Source organism: Synechocystis sp. LKSZ1 (genome assembly GCF_040436315.1).
Taxonomy (GTDB): domain Bacteria; phylum Cyanobacteriota; class Cyanobacteriia; order Cyanobacteriales; family Microcystaceae; genus Synechocystis.
This window is the reverse complement of the sequence record NZ_AP031572.1, coordinates 77912-95353: the sequence shown is the minus strand read 5'-3', so window position 1 is coordinate 95353 and position 17442 is coordinate 77912. Positions and strand designations below refer to the sequence as shown.

At 53.1% G+C, this 17442-nt stretch carries 16 protein-coding genes; 7 read left to right on the top strand and 9 right to left on the bottom strand.

Annotated elements, in window-relative coordinates:
- Nucleotides 1-91: 91 nt before the first annotated feature.
- Nucleotides 92-889, bottom strand: coding sequence for a pseudouridine synthase (locus ABXS88_RS00490; RefSeq protein WP_353674845.1), 798 nt, complete (start codon nt 887-889; stop codon nt 92-94).
- Between the two features lie 81 nt (nt 890-970).
- Between ABXS88_RS00490 and ABXS88_RS00485 the strand changes: the two genes are divergently transcribed.
- The 3 genes from ABXS88_RS00485 (at nt 971) to lpxA (ending at nt 3147) form a co-directional block, all read left to right on the top strand.
- Nucleotides 971-1684, top strand: coding sequence for a DUF2993 domain-containing protein (locus tag ABXS88_RS00485; protein ID WP_353673259.1), 714 nt, complete (start codon nt 971-973; stop codon nt 1682-1684).
- Between the two features lie 92 nt (nt 1685-1776).
- Complete coding sequence (fabZ, locus tag ABXS88_RS00480; RefSeq protein ID WP_353673258.1) at nt 1777-2271, top strand: 3-hydroxyacyl-ACP dehydratase FabZ; 495 nt, start codon at nt 1777-1779, stop codon at nt 2269-2271.
- A 42-nt stretch (nt 2272-2313) separates the two neighbouring features.
- Entirely contained in the window at nt 2314-3147 is an 834-nt protein-coding gene (gene lpxA, locus ABXS88_RS00475) for an acyl-ACP--UDP-N-acetylglucosamine O-acyltransferase (protein ID WP_353673257.1), read from the top strand.
- A gap of 184 nt (nt 3148-3331) precedes the next feature.
- Here the strand turns inward: lpxA and ABXS88_RS00470 are convergent, their stop codons facing one another.
- The 5 genes from ABXS88_RS00470 to ABXS88_RS00450 form a co-directional block, all read right to left on the bottom strand.
- Nucleotides 3332-5056 carry an EAL domain-containing protein gene (locus ABXS88_RS00470; RefSeq protein WP_353673256.1) on the bottom strand — a complete coding sequence of 575 codons (1725 nt, stop codon included), beginning with the start codon at nt 5054-5056 and terminating at the stop codon, nt 3332-3334.
- Between the two features lie 129 nt (nt 5057-5185).
- Entirely contained in the window at nt 5186-7723 is a 2538-nt protein-coding gene (locus ABXS88_RS00465; protein ID WP_353673255.1) for a PAS domain S-box protein, read from the bottom strand.
- Between the two features lie 209 nt (nt 7724-7932).
- Complete coding sequence (locus tag ABXS88_RS00460; RefSeq protein ID WP_353673254.1) at nt 7933-8391, bottom strand: DUF29 domain-containing protein; 459 nt, start codon at nt 8389-8391, stop codon at nt 7933-7935.
- A 65-nt stretch (nt 8392-8456) separates the two neighbouring features.
- A complete protein-coding gene (gene ilvB / locus ABXS88_RS00455) occupies nt 8457-10316 on the bottom strand; it encodes a biosynthetic-type acetolactate synthase large subunit (protein ID WP_353673253.1) in 1860 nt (619 codons plus the stop codon).
- A 179-nt stretch (nt 10317-10495) separates the two neighbouring features.
- Entirely contained in the window at nt 10496-10783 is a 288-nt protein-coding gene (locus ABXS88_RS00450; protein WP_353673252.1) for a hypothetical protein, read from the bottom strand.
- A 390-nt stretch (nt 10784-11173) separates the two neighbouring features.
- Here ABXS88_RS00450 and ABXS88_RS00445 point away from each other — a divergent pair, with 390 nt between their 5' ends.
- Nucleotides 11174-12886 (top strand): hypothetical protein, encoded by a 1713-nt coding sequence (locus tag ABXS88_RS00445; RefSeq protein WP_353673251.1) that lies wholly within the window; start codon nt 11174-11176, stop codon nt 12884-12886.
- On the opposite strand, the gene ABXS88_RS00440 is transcribed toward ABXS88_RS00445, so the two are convergent.
- Genes ABXS88_RS00440 through rsmA form a run of 3 tightly spaced genes read right to left on the bottom strand, consistent with a single transcriptional unit; the run spans nt 12846 to nt 14907 of the window.
- The gene (locus ABXS88_RS00440) at nt 12846-13124 is read right to left on the bottom strand and encodes a TMEM165/GDT1 family protein (RefSeq protein ID WP_353673250.1); all 279 of its coding nucleotides are present in this window, start codon (nt 13122-13124) and stop codon (nt 12846-12848) included. The two genes, ABXS88_RS00445 and ABXS88_RS00440, sit on opposite strands and share 41 nt — an antisense overlap.
- A 5-nt stretch (nt 13125-13129) precedes the next feature.
- A complete protein-coding gene (gene ispE / locus ABXS88_RS00435) occupies nt 13130-14074 on the bottom strand; it encodes a 4-(cytidine 5'-diphospho)-2-C-methyl-D-erythritol kinase (protein WP_353673249.1) in 945 nt (314 codons plus the stop codon).
- Nucleotides 14074-14907 (bottom strand): 16S rRNA (adenine(1518)-N(6)/adenine(1519)-N(6))-dimethyltransferase RsmA, encoded by an 834-nt coding sequence (gene rsmA / locus ABXS88_RS00430; RefSeq protein WP_353673248.1) that lies wholly within the window; start codon nt 14905-14907, stop codon nt 14074-14076. The genes ispE and rsmA overlap by 1 nt, the downstream gene beginning before the upstream one ends.
- Before the next feature lie 159 nt (nt 14908-15066).
- Here rsmA and ABXS88_RS00425 point away from each other — a divergent pair, with 159 nt between their 5' ends.
- From ABXS88_RS00425 to ABXS88_RS00415, 3 genes are read left to right on the top strand one after another with little or no spacing between them, the layout of a single operon-like run.
- A complete protein-coding gene (locus tag ABXS88_RS00425) occupies nt 15067-15837 on the top strand; it encodes a metal ABC transporter ATP-binding protein (protein ID WP_353673247.1) in 771 nt (256 codons plus the stop codon).
- Entirely contained in the window at nt 15812-16666 is an 855-nt protein-coding gene (locus ABXS88_RS00420; protein ID WP_353673246.1) for a metal ABC transporter permease, read from the top strand. The genes ABXS88_RS00425 and ABXS88_RS00420 overlap by 26 nt, the downstream gene beginning before the upstream one ends.
- 57 nt (nt 16667-16723) lie before the next feature.
- Nucleotides 16724-17362 carry a histidine phosphatase family protein gene (locus ABXS88_RS00415; RefSeq protein ID WP_353673245.1) on the top strand — a complete coding sequence of 213 codons (639 nt, stop codon included), beginning with the start codon at nt 16724-16726 and terminating at the stop codon, nt 17360-17362.
- Nucleotides 17363-17442 lie beyond the last annotated feature (80 nt).

Here is a 17442-nt window from a genome sequence, read left to right as displayed (position 1 = left end):
CCTATACAACTAACCCCACCCGTCCTCTCACAAGGGGAGGTGCCGTAGGTGGAGGGGTAAACATCTGTAGCCCTAATTGGGAGGATTGGCCTTAACGGGGGCGTCCTTGGTTCCGACGGGCAACGGGCAAGGCCAGAGAAGCTTCTAGCTGGACATGGCGTTTGAGGTAGCTGACTTCTGCGGGCTTGAGCAGGCGGTATTCCCCCGGCAGAAGACGCTGTTGGCCCTGATTGAGCGCGAGATTACCAATACTGCGGCGGTGGAGTTTGGTGACTTCCAGGCCCAATTGTTCCGCGAGACGGCGAATTTGGCGATTTTTGCCTTCGGTGAGGGTAATCAGTAGGCGGGTTTGTTGGGGCGTTTCCTCTAGAATTTCGAGCTGGGCCGGGAGCGTTTTTTGGCCATCGAGGATCATGCCCTGCCGCCATTCTTCCAGGGCCTGGTCACTGGGATGGCCCTCGACCCAAACATCGTAGGTCTTGGGCAGGTGGTAACGGGGATGGGTCAGGCGTAGGGTGAGTTCCCCATCATTGCTTAAAATCAAGGCTCCAGTAGAGTTACGGTCGAGGCGGCCAACGGGATGAATGCCTTTGCCCTGTTGCAGGTTAGGGGGCAGAAGTTCAATAACGGTTTTGCGGCCCTTGGGGTCATCGCAGGTGGAAAGCACCCCCTTGGGTTTATTCATCAAAATATAGAAAAGCTGGGGACGATTGAGGGGTTCCACCCGCTTCCCATCGACCTCCAGATAATCTCGATGGGGGTCGGCCTTGTCCCCCAGTTCAGCCACTTTGCCGTTGAGGGCCACCCGGCCACTTAAAATCATCGCTTCCGCGTGGCGGCGGGAGGCAATGCCCCATTGAGAGAGAATTTTTTGAACCCGTTCCTGCATCATTTCCTGCCCCGGCCAACGGAGGGGGTCGGCCCTTGCTATAGTCTTTATTCTAATTGTTGCCTACTTTTGATAGTTCCTATGTCCACTGATGTTAGTCATGGCCTGATCACTAAAATCCTGACGCCGGCCCTCCGCCTCTGGCTCCAGTCCCAACTCGAAGCGGTCGAAAGTCTAGAAATTGACATTCAAGGGCAAAATCGTCAGATTCTCAAGGGGTACGTCCCCCGCGTAGCCTTGCAATCCCGTCAGGCCCTGTACCAAGGCCTCTCCCTGGGACGGGTCTTGCTCAAGGGGGAGAATATCCGCATTAATATTGGTCAGATCGTCAAGGGTAAACCCCTGCAACTCCTAGAGCCGATCCAAGTCAGTGGGGAGGTGCAAATTAGCCAGGCCGATCTTCAGGCCTCTCTGCCCTCCGCGATTTTAAGCAATGCCTTGACGGAACTTCTTTTGGCCCTGCTGGAACGCCTCGACATTGCCGATCCCCAGGCCTATCTAGCGGACTATCAACTGCAATGGCAGAGTATTGTCCTGGCCGAACAATCCTTTACGCTATCGGCCGATTTAACAACAGCTCAGGAAACCCATTACCTAAAGTTACGGGCCCACCTCTCCCTCCTCAATCCCCAGGCCCTCCACCTCGACAATCTAGAACTCCAGGGCCTGCCCGGTCTTGCTAACTCTAAACTAGGGCCATTAACGGTGGATTTAGGGGAGGATGTCAGTCTTGAGGCCTTGAACCTTAGCCCTGCTGAACTTTCCTGCTTAGGTCGTCTATTGATCCGGCCCTAGACGCAGAAAAGGGGCCAAATCCGTCTAAACTAATTCCTGAACTATGACACCGTCGAGAAATCCCCAGCTTTTGTCCGCTGAATAGCGCTGTTATGACCACTTCTGTTTCCCCTTCCCCTGATTCTTCTTCCCCAGCAACGCCGGCTAGCCAGCAAACCACCTTTGAGGTGCGGGAAATCCAAGACCTCCTGCCCCACCGCTACCCCTTTGCCCTGGTGGATCGTATTCTCGACTATGTTCCCGGCAAGCAAGCCACGGGACTGAAAAATGTCACCATTAACGAGCCGTTTTTTCCCGGCCATGTTCCGGGGCGGCCGATTATGCCGGGGGTGTTAATCGTGGAATCCATGGCCCAAGTAGGGGGAGTGATCCTGACCCAATTACCAGGGATGAAGGGCAAATTTTTCGCCTTCGCCGGTATTGATGGCGTGCGCTTTCGGCGGCCGGTCATTCCCGGAGATCAATTGATTATGACCGTTGCTCTTCTCTCCCTGAAGCTCAACCGCATTGCTAAAATGCACGGCAAGGCCGTCGTGGATGGGCAACTTGTCTGCGAAGCAGATATGCTATTTTCCTTAATCGACTAGGTAAGACGACCGCATCCTTTGTAAGCTAGGCACAGAACATCCATGTTGACCGAACAACAACGCCCGGGAGAGGATTCCTTGAGCCCCCAGATTCATCCCACTGCCATTATCCATCCCCAAGCGAAGTTACACCCCACGGTCAAAGTTGGCCCCTATAGCGTCATTGGTGAACACGTCACCATCGCCGCCGATACCACCATCGCTTCCCACGTCGTCATTGAGGGCCCAACGGAAATTGGCATCGGTAATCGCATTTTTGCCGGGGCCATCATCGGCTCAGAGCCCCAGGACTTGAAGTATAAGGGCGGGGAAAGTTGGGTCAAAATCGGCAACTATAACCAAATTCGGGAATACGTCACCATCAACCGGGCGACGGAAGAGGGAGCTGTCACGCAACTAGGTAATCACAATTTACTCATGGCCTACGCCCACGTTGCCCATAATTGCACCATCGAAGACGAGGTGATTATCGCCAACTCCGTTGCCCTAGCGGGTCATATCCACATCGAATCCAAGGCCCGCATTAGTGGGGTTCTGGGAGTCCACCAATTTGTTCACATTGGTCGCTTGGCCATGGTCGGTGGCATGAGTCGCATTGAGCGGGATGTGCCCCCCTTTACCATCGTCGAAGGCAATCCCTCCCGTGTCCGCTCCCTGAATTTGATTGGCCTACAACGGTCGGGTATGGCCCCCGAGGATTTAGCAGATCTCAAAAAAGCCTTTCGTCTAATTTATCGTTCTGGCCTGACCTTCCAAGAGGCCCTGGCCCAACTCCAACAGGGCGAACAAAATCCCTCTGTTCAACACCTCTGTCGGTTCCTGCAACAATCCACGACGGCCCAGGGCCGACGAGGCCCTATTCCCGGTAAAGCCTAGAAAATCAGATTAGGAATACTTTGGGTCTGGGGAGATCAATCAAAATTTAATGTGTCCTTCGCCCAATACGTTCTCCTACTGTTTATTAATTTTCTATTCCTATTGTACCTGCTTGCCATTATCAAAATTGGCGAATGATACAAATGCTTCTTGAAGTACTGACGGCTTAATGGGAGGATTAGTACTAATGATGCAGGTAGCGGGCCTCGATTTCGGCGGCCGGCAAGGGCCGGGCATAGCGATAGCCCTGGCCAAACTCACAACCTAGATTTTGTAGCCAAACTTCTTGCTCCTCAGTTTCAACCCCTTCAGCAATGATTTTGAGACCCAATTGATGGCCGAGAGTAACAATCGTATTCACCACATAATAATTGCGTGAGTTCTTGCCAATGTGATCCACAAAGGAACGGTCAATTTTAAGGTTATCCACCGGCAGACGGTGGAGATATTCCAGGGAAGAATAGCCTGTGCCAAAGTCATCAATACTGAGCTGGATCTGACGCTCCTGTAGGGCCTGGGTAATGGCAATCGCGTCATCGGCGTTATCCATGATCGCGCTTTCCGTAATTTCCAATTTAAGGTACTGAGGATCTAGGCCAGTTTCTGTGATGACGGTATCAATATCGCTAAGGAGTGTCGGACTATTGAACTGGCGGACGGATAAATTAACACTGACACTGAGGTCTGGTAAACTCTGCCGATGCCATTGCTGGAGTTGCCAACAGGCCTGGCGCAAGACCCAGATCCCCACGGGGACAATCAGGCCCGTCGCCTCTAGACAGGGAATAAACTCCGCTGGTGAGACCATACCCCGCTCGGGGTGTTGCCAACGAATCAAAGCTTCTAGGCCCGCGAGAGTTTGTTGCTGCAGATCCATAATCGGCTGGTAGTAGACGACAAATTCTTCTTGCTTGAGGGCCCGTTGCAGATCGTTTTCCAGTTGTAGACGCTGGAGCATTTCCTGGTGCATGGCCGAATCGAAGATGGCCACATTGCTTTTTCCTCGGGCCTTGGCTCGATACATGGCACTGTTAGCATCCTGGAGCAGGGCTTCGGCCTTCTGCTCAGGATTTTGCCCCCAGGCGACTCCCGCCGAAACCGTCATAAAAATATCGCAATTTTCCACTAAGAATGGCCGTTCAAAGCTGGCGATCACCGTTTGAATAAAGGATTCAACCATCGCGGGTTCCGCAACTTGGTGGAGTAAAAAACAAAACTCATCCCCTCCCAATCGTGCCAATATATCCTGGGGACGCAGATGCTGATTTAAACGTTGAGCAACCGCCTTCAGGAGTTGATCACCGATCACACTGCCAAAGGAACCATTAACTAATTGGAACTGGTCGCAGTCAAAAATGACTAGGGCAAAGTCCACTTGTCCTGCGGCTAATGCCTCCGTGAGCGCTTTCACGAGAAAAGCCCGACTGGGTAATTGGGTCAGACTATCCTCAAAAATCATGCGATGGAGCTGGTTCGTCCGCGCCTGTACCATCTGCTCTAGGTGAGCATTAAAGACAGCAAGTTGTTGGTACTGGCGACGAATGCGCAACATGGAGTGAGTTCTGGCCCTTAATTCCAGACGATTGACGGGTTTTGTGAGAAAGTCATCCGCCCCTGCTTCTAAACAATGGGCCAGATCACTTTTTTCATTTAAAGCCGTGATGATAATGATAGGAATACCCTGACAGTCTGGCCGCGCTTTGATCTGGCGACAAACTTCAAGCCCATTCATCCCCGGCATCATCACATCCAGCAAAATTAGATCAGGGGAAAACGTTGATAGCGACTCGAGGGCCAGCGGGCCACTGGGGACGTAATGAAAATCATAGTCTTGATCCCCGAGCAAGGCTTCAATCACATCGAAGTTATCCGGCTCATCGTCAACGATCAAGATGGAGGCTGAGGGCATGGTTTTCCTTGTGGGCTTTAAATAACAATGGCTAAGGACGAAATTCTGTGGGAAACGCCGCTACGTCAGTCATAACTCCCTCGACGGATGGAGATTCGCCGTTTTAAATGCTGTCTGAAGGACGGTGCATCACAGGGGATTACCTGGGTTCATTCTATCGGTTGAAGCAACGAGAAGGCCGTGAATATGGTTAATTAATTCCTTTGGTCTAACAGGTTGGCGAAGGCAATCGTTGGCCCCAGCCGCCAAGCATTGGGCCGCTTCCCTCTCCTCCGTTGTCAAGGCCAGGATGGGCATCTGACTAAGAGTTGGCGTTTGACGCAGGCTGCGAATCATTTCTAGGCCCTGGAGGCTGGGGGCCTGTAGATCCAACAGAATCAGATCCGGTGATTGGGTCGTGGCAAGGGCCAGGAGCGTTTCGGGTTCCTCGGCCAAAAGTAGTTCGTAGCCCCTGGCCCGGAGATAGTGGAGGAGCGTCGCACCATTGGCGCTATTCCCCATCGCCATGAGTAAGCGACAAGGGCTCGGGCTAGAAGATGGTGCTTTGGGCGTCAAGACAGGAGCTGCTTCTAGGGAATCAGGCCCCTGGCGACAGGGAAGGGTCAGGGTAAAGCAACTCCCAGCGCCCTCCGTACTCGTGACCGTAATGCTGCCCCCATGGAGTTCTGCGATCTGTTTCACCAAAGCCAGGCCCAGGCCCGCCCCTTGGTATTGGCGATTAAGGGCACTATCCACCTGGATAAAGGGTTGAAACAGTTTTTGAAGGTGATTCGTCGGAATCCCAATGCCTGTATCGGTTACTGTTAACTGAAGCGGAGGGTCTTGGGTGGGATCAAGACTGGATTGTAGGGAGGCGGCGAGGGTAATCGTTCCCCCCACTGGGGTAAATTTCACTGCATTGTTCAACAGGTTGATCAAGGCCTGACGAATACGCCGCTCATCTAACCAAACTGCTGGGAGTTGGGGCGCCAGGCTTAAATGGACACTGATCTGTTTCTGAAAGGTCTGTTGTTGAATAAACGTTAGGCTACTATGGCAAAGTTGGGCCACATCGGTGTAGTGGGGCGCCAACTGGAGTTTCCCCGCGCTAATTTTAGCCAAATCCAACACGTCATTGATCAATTCCAGTAGATGCAGGCCACTATTCTCAATGGTGTCTAGGGCCATTTGTTGGTGTTCAGTCAACGGGCCAAAAATTCTTTCTTGCAGGCTTTCCGCCATGCCCAAAATCGCATTGAGAGGGGTGCGTAATTCATGGCTCATATTGGCCAAAAATTCATCCTTGAGCCGGCTAGCAGAGAGGAGTTCTTCATTTGCCTGGGCCAGTTGGACTTCGTACTGCTTCCGTTCAGTAATGTCAAAGCGGATGGCCAGGTATTGGTAGGGTTGGCCCTGCTTATCTAAAAAAGGAACAAGAACACTATCTGTCCAGTAAAAACTACCATCCTTGCGACGATTGCGGACTTCTCCCCGCCAGACTTGCCCCGATTTCAGGGTCTCCCACAGGGTCTGAAAAAATTCGGGGGGATGATAACCGGAATTCAAGAGTTTATGGGTCTGGCCGAGCACTTCTTCGGGTTGGTAGCCAGAGATCTCACAAAAACGGTCGTTGACGTAGGTAATCACCCCCTCTGGATCGGTAATGGCGACGATGGCTGCGGAATCTACTCCTTGCCGAAAGGCAGACAATTCATAGGTGCGGGCTTCGATACAAGACTCTAGGTCTTGGTTGAGTTGTTGGAGGGCCTGCTCCGCCCGTTTACGGTCGCCAATATCCTCCACAACAGCGATGAAATAGCTGGGCTCGTCGTCGCCTGAGACGAAAGACATCGTACAATTGACCCATATCAGGGAGCCATTGTGATGGCAATAGCGTTTTTCTAGGGAATAGGTCGAGATCAGGCCCTGACGTAGTTTCTTCCGTTCGGTCATATCCCTAGCACGATCCGGGGGGTAGATCAGGTCTTGACAGAACATTTGGGTTAACTCATCGGCACGGTAGCCCACCAACTGGCAAAAACGCTCGTTCACTTGTAGAAAAGCGCCTTCTAGGGAGAGACGCGCCACCCCCACTGCCGCCTGCTCAAAGGTAGCCCGAAAGAGTTTTTCCTGTTTTTCTAAGGCTAAAATATCTCGACGACGTTGGGCTAAATTCCAGATTTCGTTGGACAGCAACTGCACACTTTCCACATCCAGGTTGTTGTAGTCCGTCGCTTTGTTGCCCACACCGGTCAGCATTACCACGCGGCCCTGGCTAATCACCGGCACACTGATCAATCGTTGCATACCCGCATGGCCCTGGGGCAATCCCCGCTTGGCTGGATAGGCTGAGTAATCGTTAAACACAACGGGCTGGCGCTGGCGTAACGCATCGGCCCAAATCCCCGCCTTTGTTACCGGATAATGGTGGTCGTAAGCGGCATGGCAATAGGTGTCGAGAGTCCGCTTAGACCAGGTGACTAATTCAATCGTCTGTTCATCATCGTTGATGAAATGGATAAAGGAAATTTGGCTTTGGGTTAGCTGTTCGAGGTATTGGAGCGCTTCTTGGAGAAAGGCCTGTTCTGGTAAGGTATCTGCCAGCCGAGGCAGGGCCAGGAGGGCCTCAACCCGTTGGACTTGTTGCGCTAGGACTGTTTCAATTTCGGGCAGATCAGACGAGGTCATAAAGAGGCAAAGAGTTGCTCAGCAAGGCCTTGAAGTTTCATCTTAACGAAAAGTTGGCCCAGTCTCTCTTGATTTACTTGATAGCAGCCCTGGTCAGAATGGGGTAAACAATTGATTCTGGCCGATGGAAATAACCGAATTGATAGAATTCAAAAAGATCAGAAAAAGATTATGGGAAAATCTTTCAATAGGACAAAAATATAATCAACCTAGGGTAAAAAGCCAATATCTAAAATTTGTTCTAGGGAAAAAGGGCATTGCTCGGGAATAGTTAGCGCAGGCAATCCTGATTTTCTCAAAAATTGTCCTCTAGCTTTGGCGTAGATAGCGGCTTGCTTTTCCTGGAGGTGATTGAACAGAACGTTAGAGGCCAGTAATGAATCTAGCTCTAGGCGAAAATTATCAATTTCTTTTTCCCAGCCCCGTCCTGACCACGCTTTCTCACTGAGCCAATACTGATAACACAGCAGGTGAATCAAAAGACGGAGGCAATAACTCTCCACCTTTCGCCGTTGTTCACTCCCCAAGGCCTCAATCTCCTCCAACAAATGTTCCCAATCCAGCTCCGTAATACTCCCCTGACGAATTTGCTCAGCCGTCTGGTCGAGCCAGGCCACAAAGTCCTGTTCATAGAGGGTTTTTAGAGATACTGAGATGACAGGAGGCATGGTGATGCGCGAAAAATGTGGCCCTGGCCAGCCGTAAAAACGTAGAAGCCAAGGCCGGGAGAGCTTTAGAGTTTAGTGCCACATTCTGGGCAGAAACGATTGGTCATGGTATTTTTTGCCCCGCAGGTACTACATTGTAGAACTTCATCAAAGGCCTCTGGACGTTTCCGCTCCGGTAGCCCCAGCATTTGGGCGTTACTCTTGCCAGGGGCCACCATCGGGTAACAGTTTTCGTCTTTTTTGACCATGACATCCAGCACTACGGGGCCATCGTGGGCCAGCATTTCGGCAATGGCGGGGGCCAAGTCGGCATAATCTCGAATGGTCATGCCCTTAATGCCGTAGGCCGCGCAGAGGAGTTCAATATCGGGGCTTCCCGACTGCATATTGGAGGCGACGTAGCGTTCATCGTAGAAGGCCTGTTGCCATTGGCGCACCATCCCCTGCCAGCCGTTATTCAAAATCACGGTTTTCACGTTGATGCCGTACTGGGCCAGGGTTCCCAATTCCTGCAAATTCATTTGGAAGCTGGCATCACCACTTACGCAAATAACCTGTTCGTCGGGAACGGCCACCTGGGCCCCCATGGCGGCGGGTAGACCAAAACCCATGGTTCCCAGACCGGCACTGGAAATCCAGCGGCGCGGCCCGTTGTGTAAAAATTGAGCGGCCCACATTTGGTGCTGGCCCACATCGGTGCTGTAGAAAGCGCGGGGGGCCTGGCGGTCTAGCTCTACGACCACTTCCTGGGGAGAAATCATGTCGTCGTAGTGGGGCGCGACCAGGGGATAATCGGCCCGCCATTGATTAATTCGGGCTAACCAGGCCTGGGTGAGGTGGGGATTAGTGGGATAGTCGAGTTCCCGAGCTCGTTGCAGAAGTTGCTCCAGGACTTGACGGACATCGCCCACAATGGGAACTTCGGGAGCACGGTTTTTACCTACTTCTGCGGGGTCGATATCAATGTGAATTACCTTGGCCCGAGAGGCAAATTCATCCAATTTTCCTGTCACCCGGTCATCAAAGCGGGCCCCGACAGCGATCAGGAGGTCGCACTCGCTGACGGCAAAGTTGGCGTAGGCTGTTCCGTGCATCCCCAGCATCCCTACGGATAAGGGATGGTGCTCATCAAAGGCCCCGATTCCCATCAAAGTCGTGGTCACAGGGAGTTGAAAACGCTCAGCAAATTCATGGATTTGGGCGTGGGCATTGGCTGCAATGGCTCCACCACCAACGTAAAGCAAGGGTTTCTGGGCCTGTTCCAAAAGGTGTAGCGCGGCGTTGATTTGGCGAGGATTGCCTTTGATCGTCGGCCGATAGCCGGAGATATTGACTTCTCCGGGTTCAATGGGCATGTAATCGCACTCTTCTAGACCGACATCCTTGGGCACATCGATTAAAACTGGGCCAGGCCGGCCAGTACTAGCGATGTGGAAGGCCTCAGCGACGATGCGGGCCATATCTTTGGCGTGGCGAACCACATAGGAATGCTTAACAATCGGTAGGGTAATGCCGAAAATGTCAATTTCTTGGAAGGCATCACTGCCAATCACAGGACGACCGACCTGGCCAGTGACGATCACCATGGGAATCGAATCCAGGTGGGCTGTTGCAATGCCGGTGACTAAATTCGTGGCCCCAGGGCCCGATGTCCCAAAACAGACCCCCACCTTACCCGTCGCGCGGGCATAGCCATCCGCTGCGTGGGCCGCTCCCTGTTCATGGCGCACCAGAATATGCTGGAGATTCCCCCGGGCCTCAGCGCGATGCAGTTCATCGTAGATCGGCAAAATGGCCCCGCCGGGATAACCAAAAATATGCTTCACGCCATGGCGCTCTAGACTATCGATCAGGATATAGGCCCCGGTGCGTCGTTGGGCCGGAATGACTTGGGGAAATGTTGTTTTGGGAATTGAGGCAACCACAGGACAGACCGTATGAGATGGGGTAAAGTGATGAAAGACTTCCTAGGCTAGGGTGTGGCTCCGGATACAAGCAAAAGAGCCTAAGTCTGCTAGGCTGAAAGATTTATTAATTTTAGGTCAAGGATTCCTTTCTGTCGAGGCTTCCGGCTCGTCGGTTGACGGATACTCTAGAGTAATGATTATTGCTTGGCATCCTGGGCCGATTTCATGATTTTGAAGAGTTGGACTTTTTGCTCCCGCGACAGGTCTAGGCTGGGAAGAATGTCTTTGATTTCCTGGCCCTGTTCAATCCCGTTTAAGAGCTTCATTTTTTGGTCATCATTCAATAATTTAAGTACTTCTGCCACCATCGCTTTTTTATCCTGTTTAATGGTGGTCGAGGATTCGTTAGCCGGGGCTACGCTGATTAAGAGGGGTGATAGGCTTAAAGCGCAACCCAGGACAAGGGCAGAGGCAACGTATTTCATAGGAGTCCTCGAAGCGGTAGAGCAATTAACCCAATCATACAAAGCCAACTGAAAAACCAACATTTTTTTCCCAATCTTGAGAGGCCGTGGACGGGATTGCGGTGGCGACGCCGTCTAAATACCAATTCTCTAAATTAGGTAGCTGTTTTGATTGAGAATGATGCAGCTTACTTGGCTGGGATTCTTGATTGGCAAAGCTTAGCCAGCCTGTGACTGTCCCAGAACAAAGCAAATCAGCTAAGGGCTACAGATTTTTACCCCTCCGCCTGCAGCACCTCCTCTTCACAAGGGAAGGACGGGTGGGGTCAGGTGTGCAGCGGGTTGGGATAACGCTCCCGAAGGACAGGTGTTGGTCGATAATGGGGACGTTCTTTATATTTGCCTCTGATTTTGCCTTTGCGTTCCTGGTTAACATCGAATTTGGGGCTACTGATTGGCTGGACGCTCCTCGGGGCCTGGTTACGCTTTCAGAATTTGACCGATAAGCCTCCCTGGACGGATGAGTTTGCCACGCTGGTGTTTAGCCTAGGCAACGTTTTTAGTACTATTCCTCCCCATACTGCCCTGAGTAGTTCAGAACTGCTGACCCCTCTCCAGACCAATCCCACGGCCCAAGTTAGTACTGTCATTGACTTGATTCTCGAGCAGGATAATCATCCCCCCCTCTACTTTGCCCTGGCCCATCTCTGGCTACGGTTATTTCCGACTTCAACCGGCCTGGTGAATCTTTGGGCGGCCCGAGCACTACCCGCTTTAATTGGGGTTGCAGCTATTCCCCTCGGCTATGCCGGAATGCGTTGGTTAGGGAAATCAGCGGGATTGGCCCACAGTTTGGCCCTGTTGATGGCCCTGTCCCCCTACGCCATTTTTATTGCCCAGGAAGCCCGGCACTACACCCTGGCCGTTCTACTGGTTCTGCTTTCCCTGGGGTGTTTTCTCAAGGGTAGTCAATGCCTACTGCGGGGCCAGCGTCTGCCGCCGAGTTTGGTTTTTGCTTGGGTTTTGGTGAATAGCCTGGCCCTGTCGGTACATTTCTTTACGGGTTTATTGTTAACGGCTCAGGGCCTGACCCTACTACTACTCTGGTATTGGCCTTCGTCGTCCTTGGCCCTCTCGGCCAAGGCTTGGCGGAGTTTGCTCCCGGTGGTGCTGGGAACCTTGGCCGCCCTGCTCTACTGGGCCTGGATGATTAGTCAACGGGGCTATGGCAACGGCATGACCGACTGGATTCGCCAGGACAATAGCAGTTTTAGCAACTTGATTGGCCCGCCTTTTCAGCTACTGGCGGCCTTGATCACCATGGTTTGTCTATTCCCGGTAGAGTCTTCCTCGCTAGGGATTGTGATCCTGTCGGGAGTCGGGATGTTACTCTACCTCCTTTGGCTTGGCCCCAAGGTTTGGCAGGGCCTACAGCAATCCCACCCTCAACATCCTGAAATCAGGCTCTTAGGGCTATTATTGGGTAGTCTTATTTTTCTGTACTTGGGCATCACCTACTTCGGTGGCATGGATATTACCAGGGGAGCCCGCTATAGTTTCAATTTCTTACCGATTGTGATCGGGCTACTAGCCTTTGGTCTGGATAGCCGTCTCTTTTCCTCATCTGAGCAAAATCCACTCCCAAAACGGCCCTTCCGCCATCCCACCGTCCTCATCGTCATCAGTGTGGGCCTGATCAGTGGCCTGACCATCACCCACAACCTCGGCTATCAAAAATACTACCGCCCCGAACAATTGCTCCAGGCCCTGGCAGAGAATCCTGGCAAGGCATCGCCGCTGATCGTCACGACCCAACAGAGCCTCGTCCAGGTCGGCGAAATGATGGGACTAGCCTGGCAAATCCAGCAGACCCCGGCGCTACCCAGGCCCCCTCGCTTTGTCCTGATTCCCCAGACTCGATTACAGAGTCCCCAGGCCGGCCAGCAGTTAAAACAATTCCTCGCAGCTCAGACCCAATCCCTAGACCTATGGCTGGTTAATTTTTTGGCCCCGGTGGATCTGCCTACTTGCCAGCGAGATCCCCGGCCGGTCATCCCCATTCACGGCTATCACTACGAGCGCTTTAGTTGTCCGAGGCCGGCCAAAGTAACTTCAGGGCCATAATTAAAAAACCCAAAGCCGCCAGGGCCTTCATCAGTTTCGTGGGTAACAGTTGGGCCACACTACCCCCGGCTAATACTCCTAGGAAACTAGCTAAGACTAGGGCCGTGACGGAGCCGAAAAAAACGGCCCGAGGAGATTTTGCGCTTCCTCCCAGGGCAATGGCCGCCAACTGACTTTTGTCGCCAATTTCAGCGAGAAAGACGGTGATAAAACTTAAGCCAAACAGTTGCCAGTCCATAAAATCTAGTCAATCACTTGAATACCATGGCCGATCAGCCGGGCCAGCCAAAATTGCACATTGGGGTTAGCCAAATGGCTCTCGGCGGTAGCTTTAACCTGCTCGGCTGACTCTTGAGAGGCACAGAACGTAAACACCGTCGGGCCCGAGCCGGACATCATGGTTCCCAGGCCCCCGGCTTCAGCTAAGACTTGACGGAGATTTGCTACGCCTGGGTAATGGGGCAGCACGACTTTTTCCAGGTCATTGTGCAGGCCCAGGGCTATCGCCATAGCATCCCGTTTTTGGATGGCTTGTACCAGAGGGCCGGCATGAATTTCGCGGGCCCGAATTCGTTGGGGGGTTCCCGCTGGGAGGTATTGGGTCTGGAATTGTTGACGGTAGGTTTGGTAGGCCCAGGGGGTGGGAACCGCGAGGGTCTGATCCTTGGCTAGGACAACCCAGAAATTATCGACATCAGGGAGGGGGTCTAGTTTTTCGCCCCGGCCCGTTGCCAATGCCGTTCCCCCGCCAATACAAAAAGGAATATCCGACCCTAATTCCGCGGCCAGGGATTGCAGTTCGGGTTGGGTTAGGCCCAGTTGCCAGAGGAGATCGATGCCGACGAGAACCGCAGCGGCATCGGCCGACCCCCCGGCTAAACCAGCAGCGATGGGGATTTGTTTCTCAAGGTCGATATTCAGGCCCCCGTAGTTAGCAAAGGCCTGGGGAAAACGCTCGGTCATCAGGCGGGCGGCCCGGTAGGCCAGGTTACTTTCGTCGGCGGGCAGATCCTGGCGAGAACAGGTGAGACGGATCTGCTGGGTGCCGTTGGCCTGGAGGTGAATATAGTCCCCAAGGCTAATACTTTGTAAAATCATTACTAATTCATGGAAGCCATCGGGGCGGTCTCCTAGAATTTCAAGAAAAAGATTGATCTTAGCCGGGGCAAACAGGGTGTAGGAACGCATTAGCTTGGGGGAGTGAGGCACGTTTCTAGACGATTACACAGGTCGATCCATTGGGCCAATCCAATTTCTTCGGCTCGGACTTCGGCGGGGAGGGCCAATTGCGTTAGCATCCCGGTTAAGACCTCGCTGGAGAGTAAGCCTTTAAAGTTGTTGCGTAACATTTTACGGCGATTGGCAAACCCTAATTTAACCAGTTGGCCCAAAAGACGAGGATTATGGGGTGGGGCCGGATAGGGACGCGGGGTTAAACGCACCACGGCCGATTCCACCTGCGGTGGGGGCGAGAAGGCCTGACGGGGAACCGCAGCGATCCATTCACAGTGGGCCAAGTATTGCATACGAACCGACAAGGCGCTGTAGGCCTTGGTTTTGGGTTCTGCGACCAGGCGTTCGGCCACTTCCTTTTGCATCAGGAGGACAATGCTGTCGTAGGCGGGAATTTGGGGCGCTCCCATGGCCCCCAGCAATTTTTCTAAAATTGGCCCGGTGATGTTGTAGGGAATGTTAGCCACCACTTTATTCAAGGGTTTAAATTTGGGAAAGTCCTGGAGGAGTTCGGCCAAATCCAGGGCCAGGAAATCCCCCTGGAGCAAGAGAAAGTTTTCCTGTTGACCAAAGCGTTGGACAAGGGTTTGGCATAAATCTCGGTCTAGCTCCACCGCCACGACGGAAGCCGCATGGTTCACTAGTTCTTGGGTAAGCACCCCCAGGCCAGGGCCAATTTCCAAGACATGATCCGTGGGCTGGAGGTTGGCCGCTGTCACAATTTGGGCCAAACTCGTTGGACTCTTGAGCCAATGTTGGCCAAAACGCTTACGGGGCTGAATTTTCATGGAAACCTAGACAAGGGGCCTTCCCATCATAGGGGTTTCTTTGGGGCGCAATGCTCTGGAAGTAGATGGATCGTCTAGGATTGAGAATGGCTTTCATTTTTATTACCCTCCTCCTAGCGATGGGCCAGGACGTTACCGATAGCAGGCAGATGCCGCTCCATGGATGAAGTAATTACCCTTGATAATGTTTGGGCTGGCTATGGCCCGACGCCTGTTTTAGAAGCCATTAATTTACGGGTGCAGGCCTTAGATTTTCTTGGCCTGATCGGCCCCAACGGCGGCGGTAAAACCACTCTGCTGAAGGTCCTGCTAGGCCTAATTCCCCCTCAACGGGGCCACGTGAGTATCCTGGGCTATCCCGTCCAACAGGGGCGGCGCTACCTGGGTTATGTGCCCCAAGTGCTGGAATTTGACCGCGATTTTCCCGTCCGAGTCCGGGAGGTGGTGCGCATGGGCCGTCTCGGCAAGCGCCGGCTGTTTCGTCCCTACTCTTCCCAGGACGAAGCTATGGTTCAGCATTGTTTGGCCCAAGTTGGCCTAGAAGGCCTGGCAGATCGGCCGATTGGAGCGTTGTCGGGGGGCCAACGACAGCGGGTTTACATCGCTCGGGCCCTGGCCTCGGAACCCCGCATTCTGTTGCTTGATGAGCCGACAGCCAACGTTGATAGCAAGGTGCAGTACGGTATTTACGAACTTCTGAAAGATCTGAATCAATTCATCACCATTGTCATGATCTCCCACGACCTGGGGGCCGTTTCCCGCTACGTCAAAACCGTGGGTTGCCTCAATCGCCGACTGCACTACCACAATGACTGCCGGATCACCCCCCAAATGATCGAACAAACCTATCAGTGCCCTGTGGATCTCATTGCCCACGGGGTTCCCCACCGAGTTTTCCCTGACCATGCCAACGATTGCCCCCATGATTAATGCCTTGGTTGAAGCGCTCCAGTTTGAATTTATTCGTAATGCGTTGGGGGCCGCGATTTTAGTCAGTATTGCTTGCGGATTAATCGGTTCCCTGGTGGTGGTGAATCGTATGGTCTTTATCAGTGGTGGCGTTGCCCATGCGGCCTACGGTGGCATTGGCCTTGGCTACTTTTTCCGCTTTAGTCCAGTACTAGGGGCGATTATTTTTTGTTTGGGGTCGGCCCTGGCCATGGGCTGGGTCGAGCGTCGCTACCAACAACGGAGTGATACCCTGATCGGCGTGATGTGGGCCTTGGGCATGGCCCTGGGGGTGATGCTGATTGACCTCACTCCCGGTTACAAGGCGGATGTGAGCAGCTATTTATTTGGCAGTATTCTAACGGTGCCGCGCCAAGACCTCTGGTTGATGTTGGGCCTGGATATTTTCATCTTGGTTCTATTGGCCCTGTTCTACAAGGAATTTCTCGCCATTTCCTTTGATCCCGTCTATGCCACTACCCGCAATCTGCCGGTAGATGCCCTCTATCTTCTGCTGGTTGCCGCCATTGCCCTGACGGTGGTGATGGTCATGCAGGTGGTGGGCCTGATTCTGGTGATTGCCCTGTTAACCCTGCCGGCCGCCATTGCCGCCCAGTGGGTACAGGATATTCAGCAAATGATGGGATTGGCCACTGTCTTGGGCGTGATCTTCAATGGATTGGGGTTGGCCCTGTCCTATACGTTTAACCTGTCCTCCGGAGCCACGATTATTCTGGTGGCGGGGTTGACCTACCTGCTGAGTTTGGCCCTGCAAAAATGGTTCTGGAGTCGGCGGAGTAAGTTATCCTAACGGCCATCACCCTAGACCCTATTTTGGGGTTTTCTCTTGTCCGTCTTTCCTTGACCTATGCCCCTTAAACTGTACTTCCTACGCCACGGCGAAACCACCTCCAGTCAAACTGGCACCTTCTGTGGTCGTCTGGATATTGACCTCACGCCGGCCGGCTACCAAATGGCCGACCAATTTGCCGAGGCTTACCAAAGCCTCGACTGGACAGCGATCTTTGCCAGTCCGCTCCACCGCACCATGGCCACAGCCCGGCCCCTAAGCGAGCGACTGGAGATGGCCATTCAACAACGGGAGGGCCTAAAGGAAATTGCCTACGGCCAATGGGAAGGCCAAACCCCGGCAGAGGTTAACTTGGAATTTCACGATGACTACGTGCGCTGGCTGGCCGACCCGGGTTGGAATTCTCCCACCGGTGGCGAAAAGGGCATTGATATTGCTCGACGGAGTTCGGAGGTGCTAGAGGAAATTGAACATACCTTTGAGCAGGGGAATATTTTGGTCGTTTCCCACAAATCCACCATTCGCATCATGCTCTGTTCCCTACTGGGCATTGACATTGGCCGCTATCGAGACCGGATCGGGATGCCGGTGGCCGCCGTTAGTATTGTTCACATGTCAGAACATGGCCCTTTAATCGAAGTGATGGGCGACCGGGGCCACCTGAGCCCAGACCTCCGCGACCGTTACGGCACCTAGGACAGATTCAGCCATGACCCCTGGACTCAGGTTAAGATAAGCTTGACTTTTGATCTTTGCAATGCTGATGGTGAGGATGT

Bases quoted from the DNA above. Each gene is read 5' to 3' on its own strand.
- ABXS88_RS00490 (WP_353674845.1), bottom strand. From the start codon at position 889: ATGCAGGAACGGGTTCAAAAAATTCTCTCTCAATGGGGCATTGCCTCC.
- ABXS88_RS00485 (WP_353673259.1), top strand. From the start codon at position 971: ATGTCCACTGATGTTAGTCATGGCCTGATCACTAAAATCCTGACGCCG.
- fabZ (WP_353673258.1), top strand. From the start codon at position 1,777: ATGACCACTTCTGTTTCCCCTTCCCCTGATTCTTCTTCCCCAGCAACG.
- lpxA (WP_353673257.1), top strand. From the start codon at position 2,314: ATGTTGACCGAACAACAACGCCCGGGAGAGGATTCCTTGAGCCCCCAG.
- ABXS88_RS00470 (WP_353673256.1), bottom strand. From the start codon at position 5,056: ATGCCCTCAGCCTCCATCTTGATCGTTGACGATGAGCCGGATAACTTC.
- ABXS88_RS00465 (WP_353673255.1), bottom strand. From the start codon at position 7,723: ATGACCTCGTCTGATCTGCCCGAAATTGAAACAGTCCTAGCGCAACAA.
- ABXS88_RS00460 (WP_353673254.1), bottom strand. From the start codon at position 8,391: ATGCCTCCTGTCATCTCAGTATCTCTAAAAACCCTCTATGAACAGGAC.
- ABXS88_RS00450 (WP_353673252.1), bottom strand. From the start codon at position 10,783: ATGAAATACGTTGCCTCTGCCCTTGTCCTGGGTTGCGCTTTAAGCCTA.
- ABXS88_RS00440 (WP_353673250.1), bottom strand. From the start codon at position 13,124: ATGGACTGGCAACTGTTTGGCTTAAGTTTTATCACCGTCTTTCTCGCT.
- ispE (WP_353673249.1), bottom strand. From the start codon at position 14,074: ATGCGTTCCTACACCCTGTTTGCCCCGGCTAAGATCAATCTTTTTCTT.
- rsmA (WP_353673248.1), bottom strand. From the start codon at position 14,907: ATGAAAATTCAGCCCCGTAAGCGTTTTGGCCAACATTGGCTCAAGAGT.
- ABXS88_RS00425 (WP_353673247.1), top strand. From the start codon at position 15,067: ATGGATGAAGTAATTACCCTTGATAATGTTTGGGCTGGCTATGGCCCG.
- ABXS88_RS00420 (WP_353673246.1), top strand. From the start codon at position 15,812: ATGCCAACGATTGCCCCCATGATTAATGCCTTGGTTGAAGCGCTCCAG.
- ABXS88_RS00415 (WP_353673245.1), top strand. From the start codon at position 16,724: ATGCCCCTTAAACTGTACTTCCTACGCCACGGCGAAACCACCTCCAGT.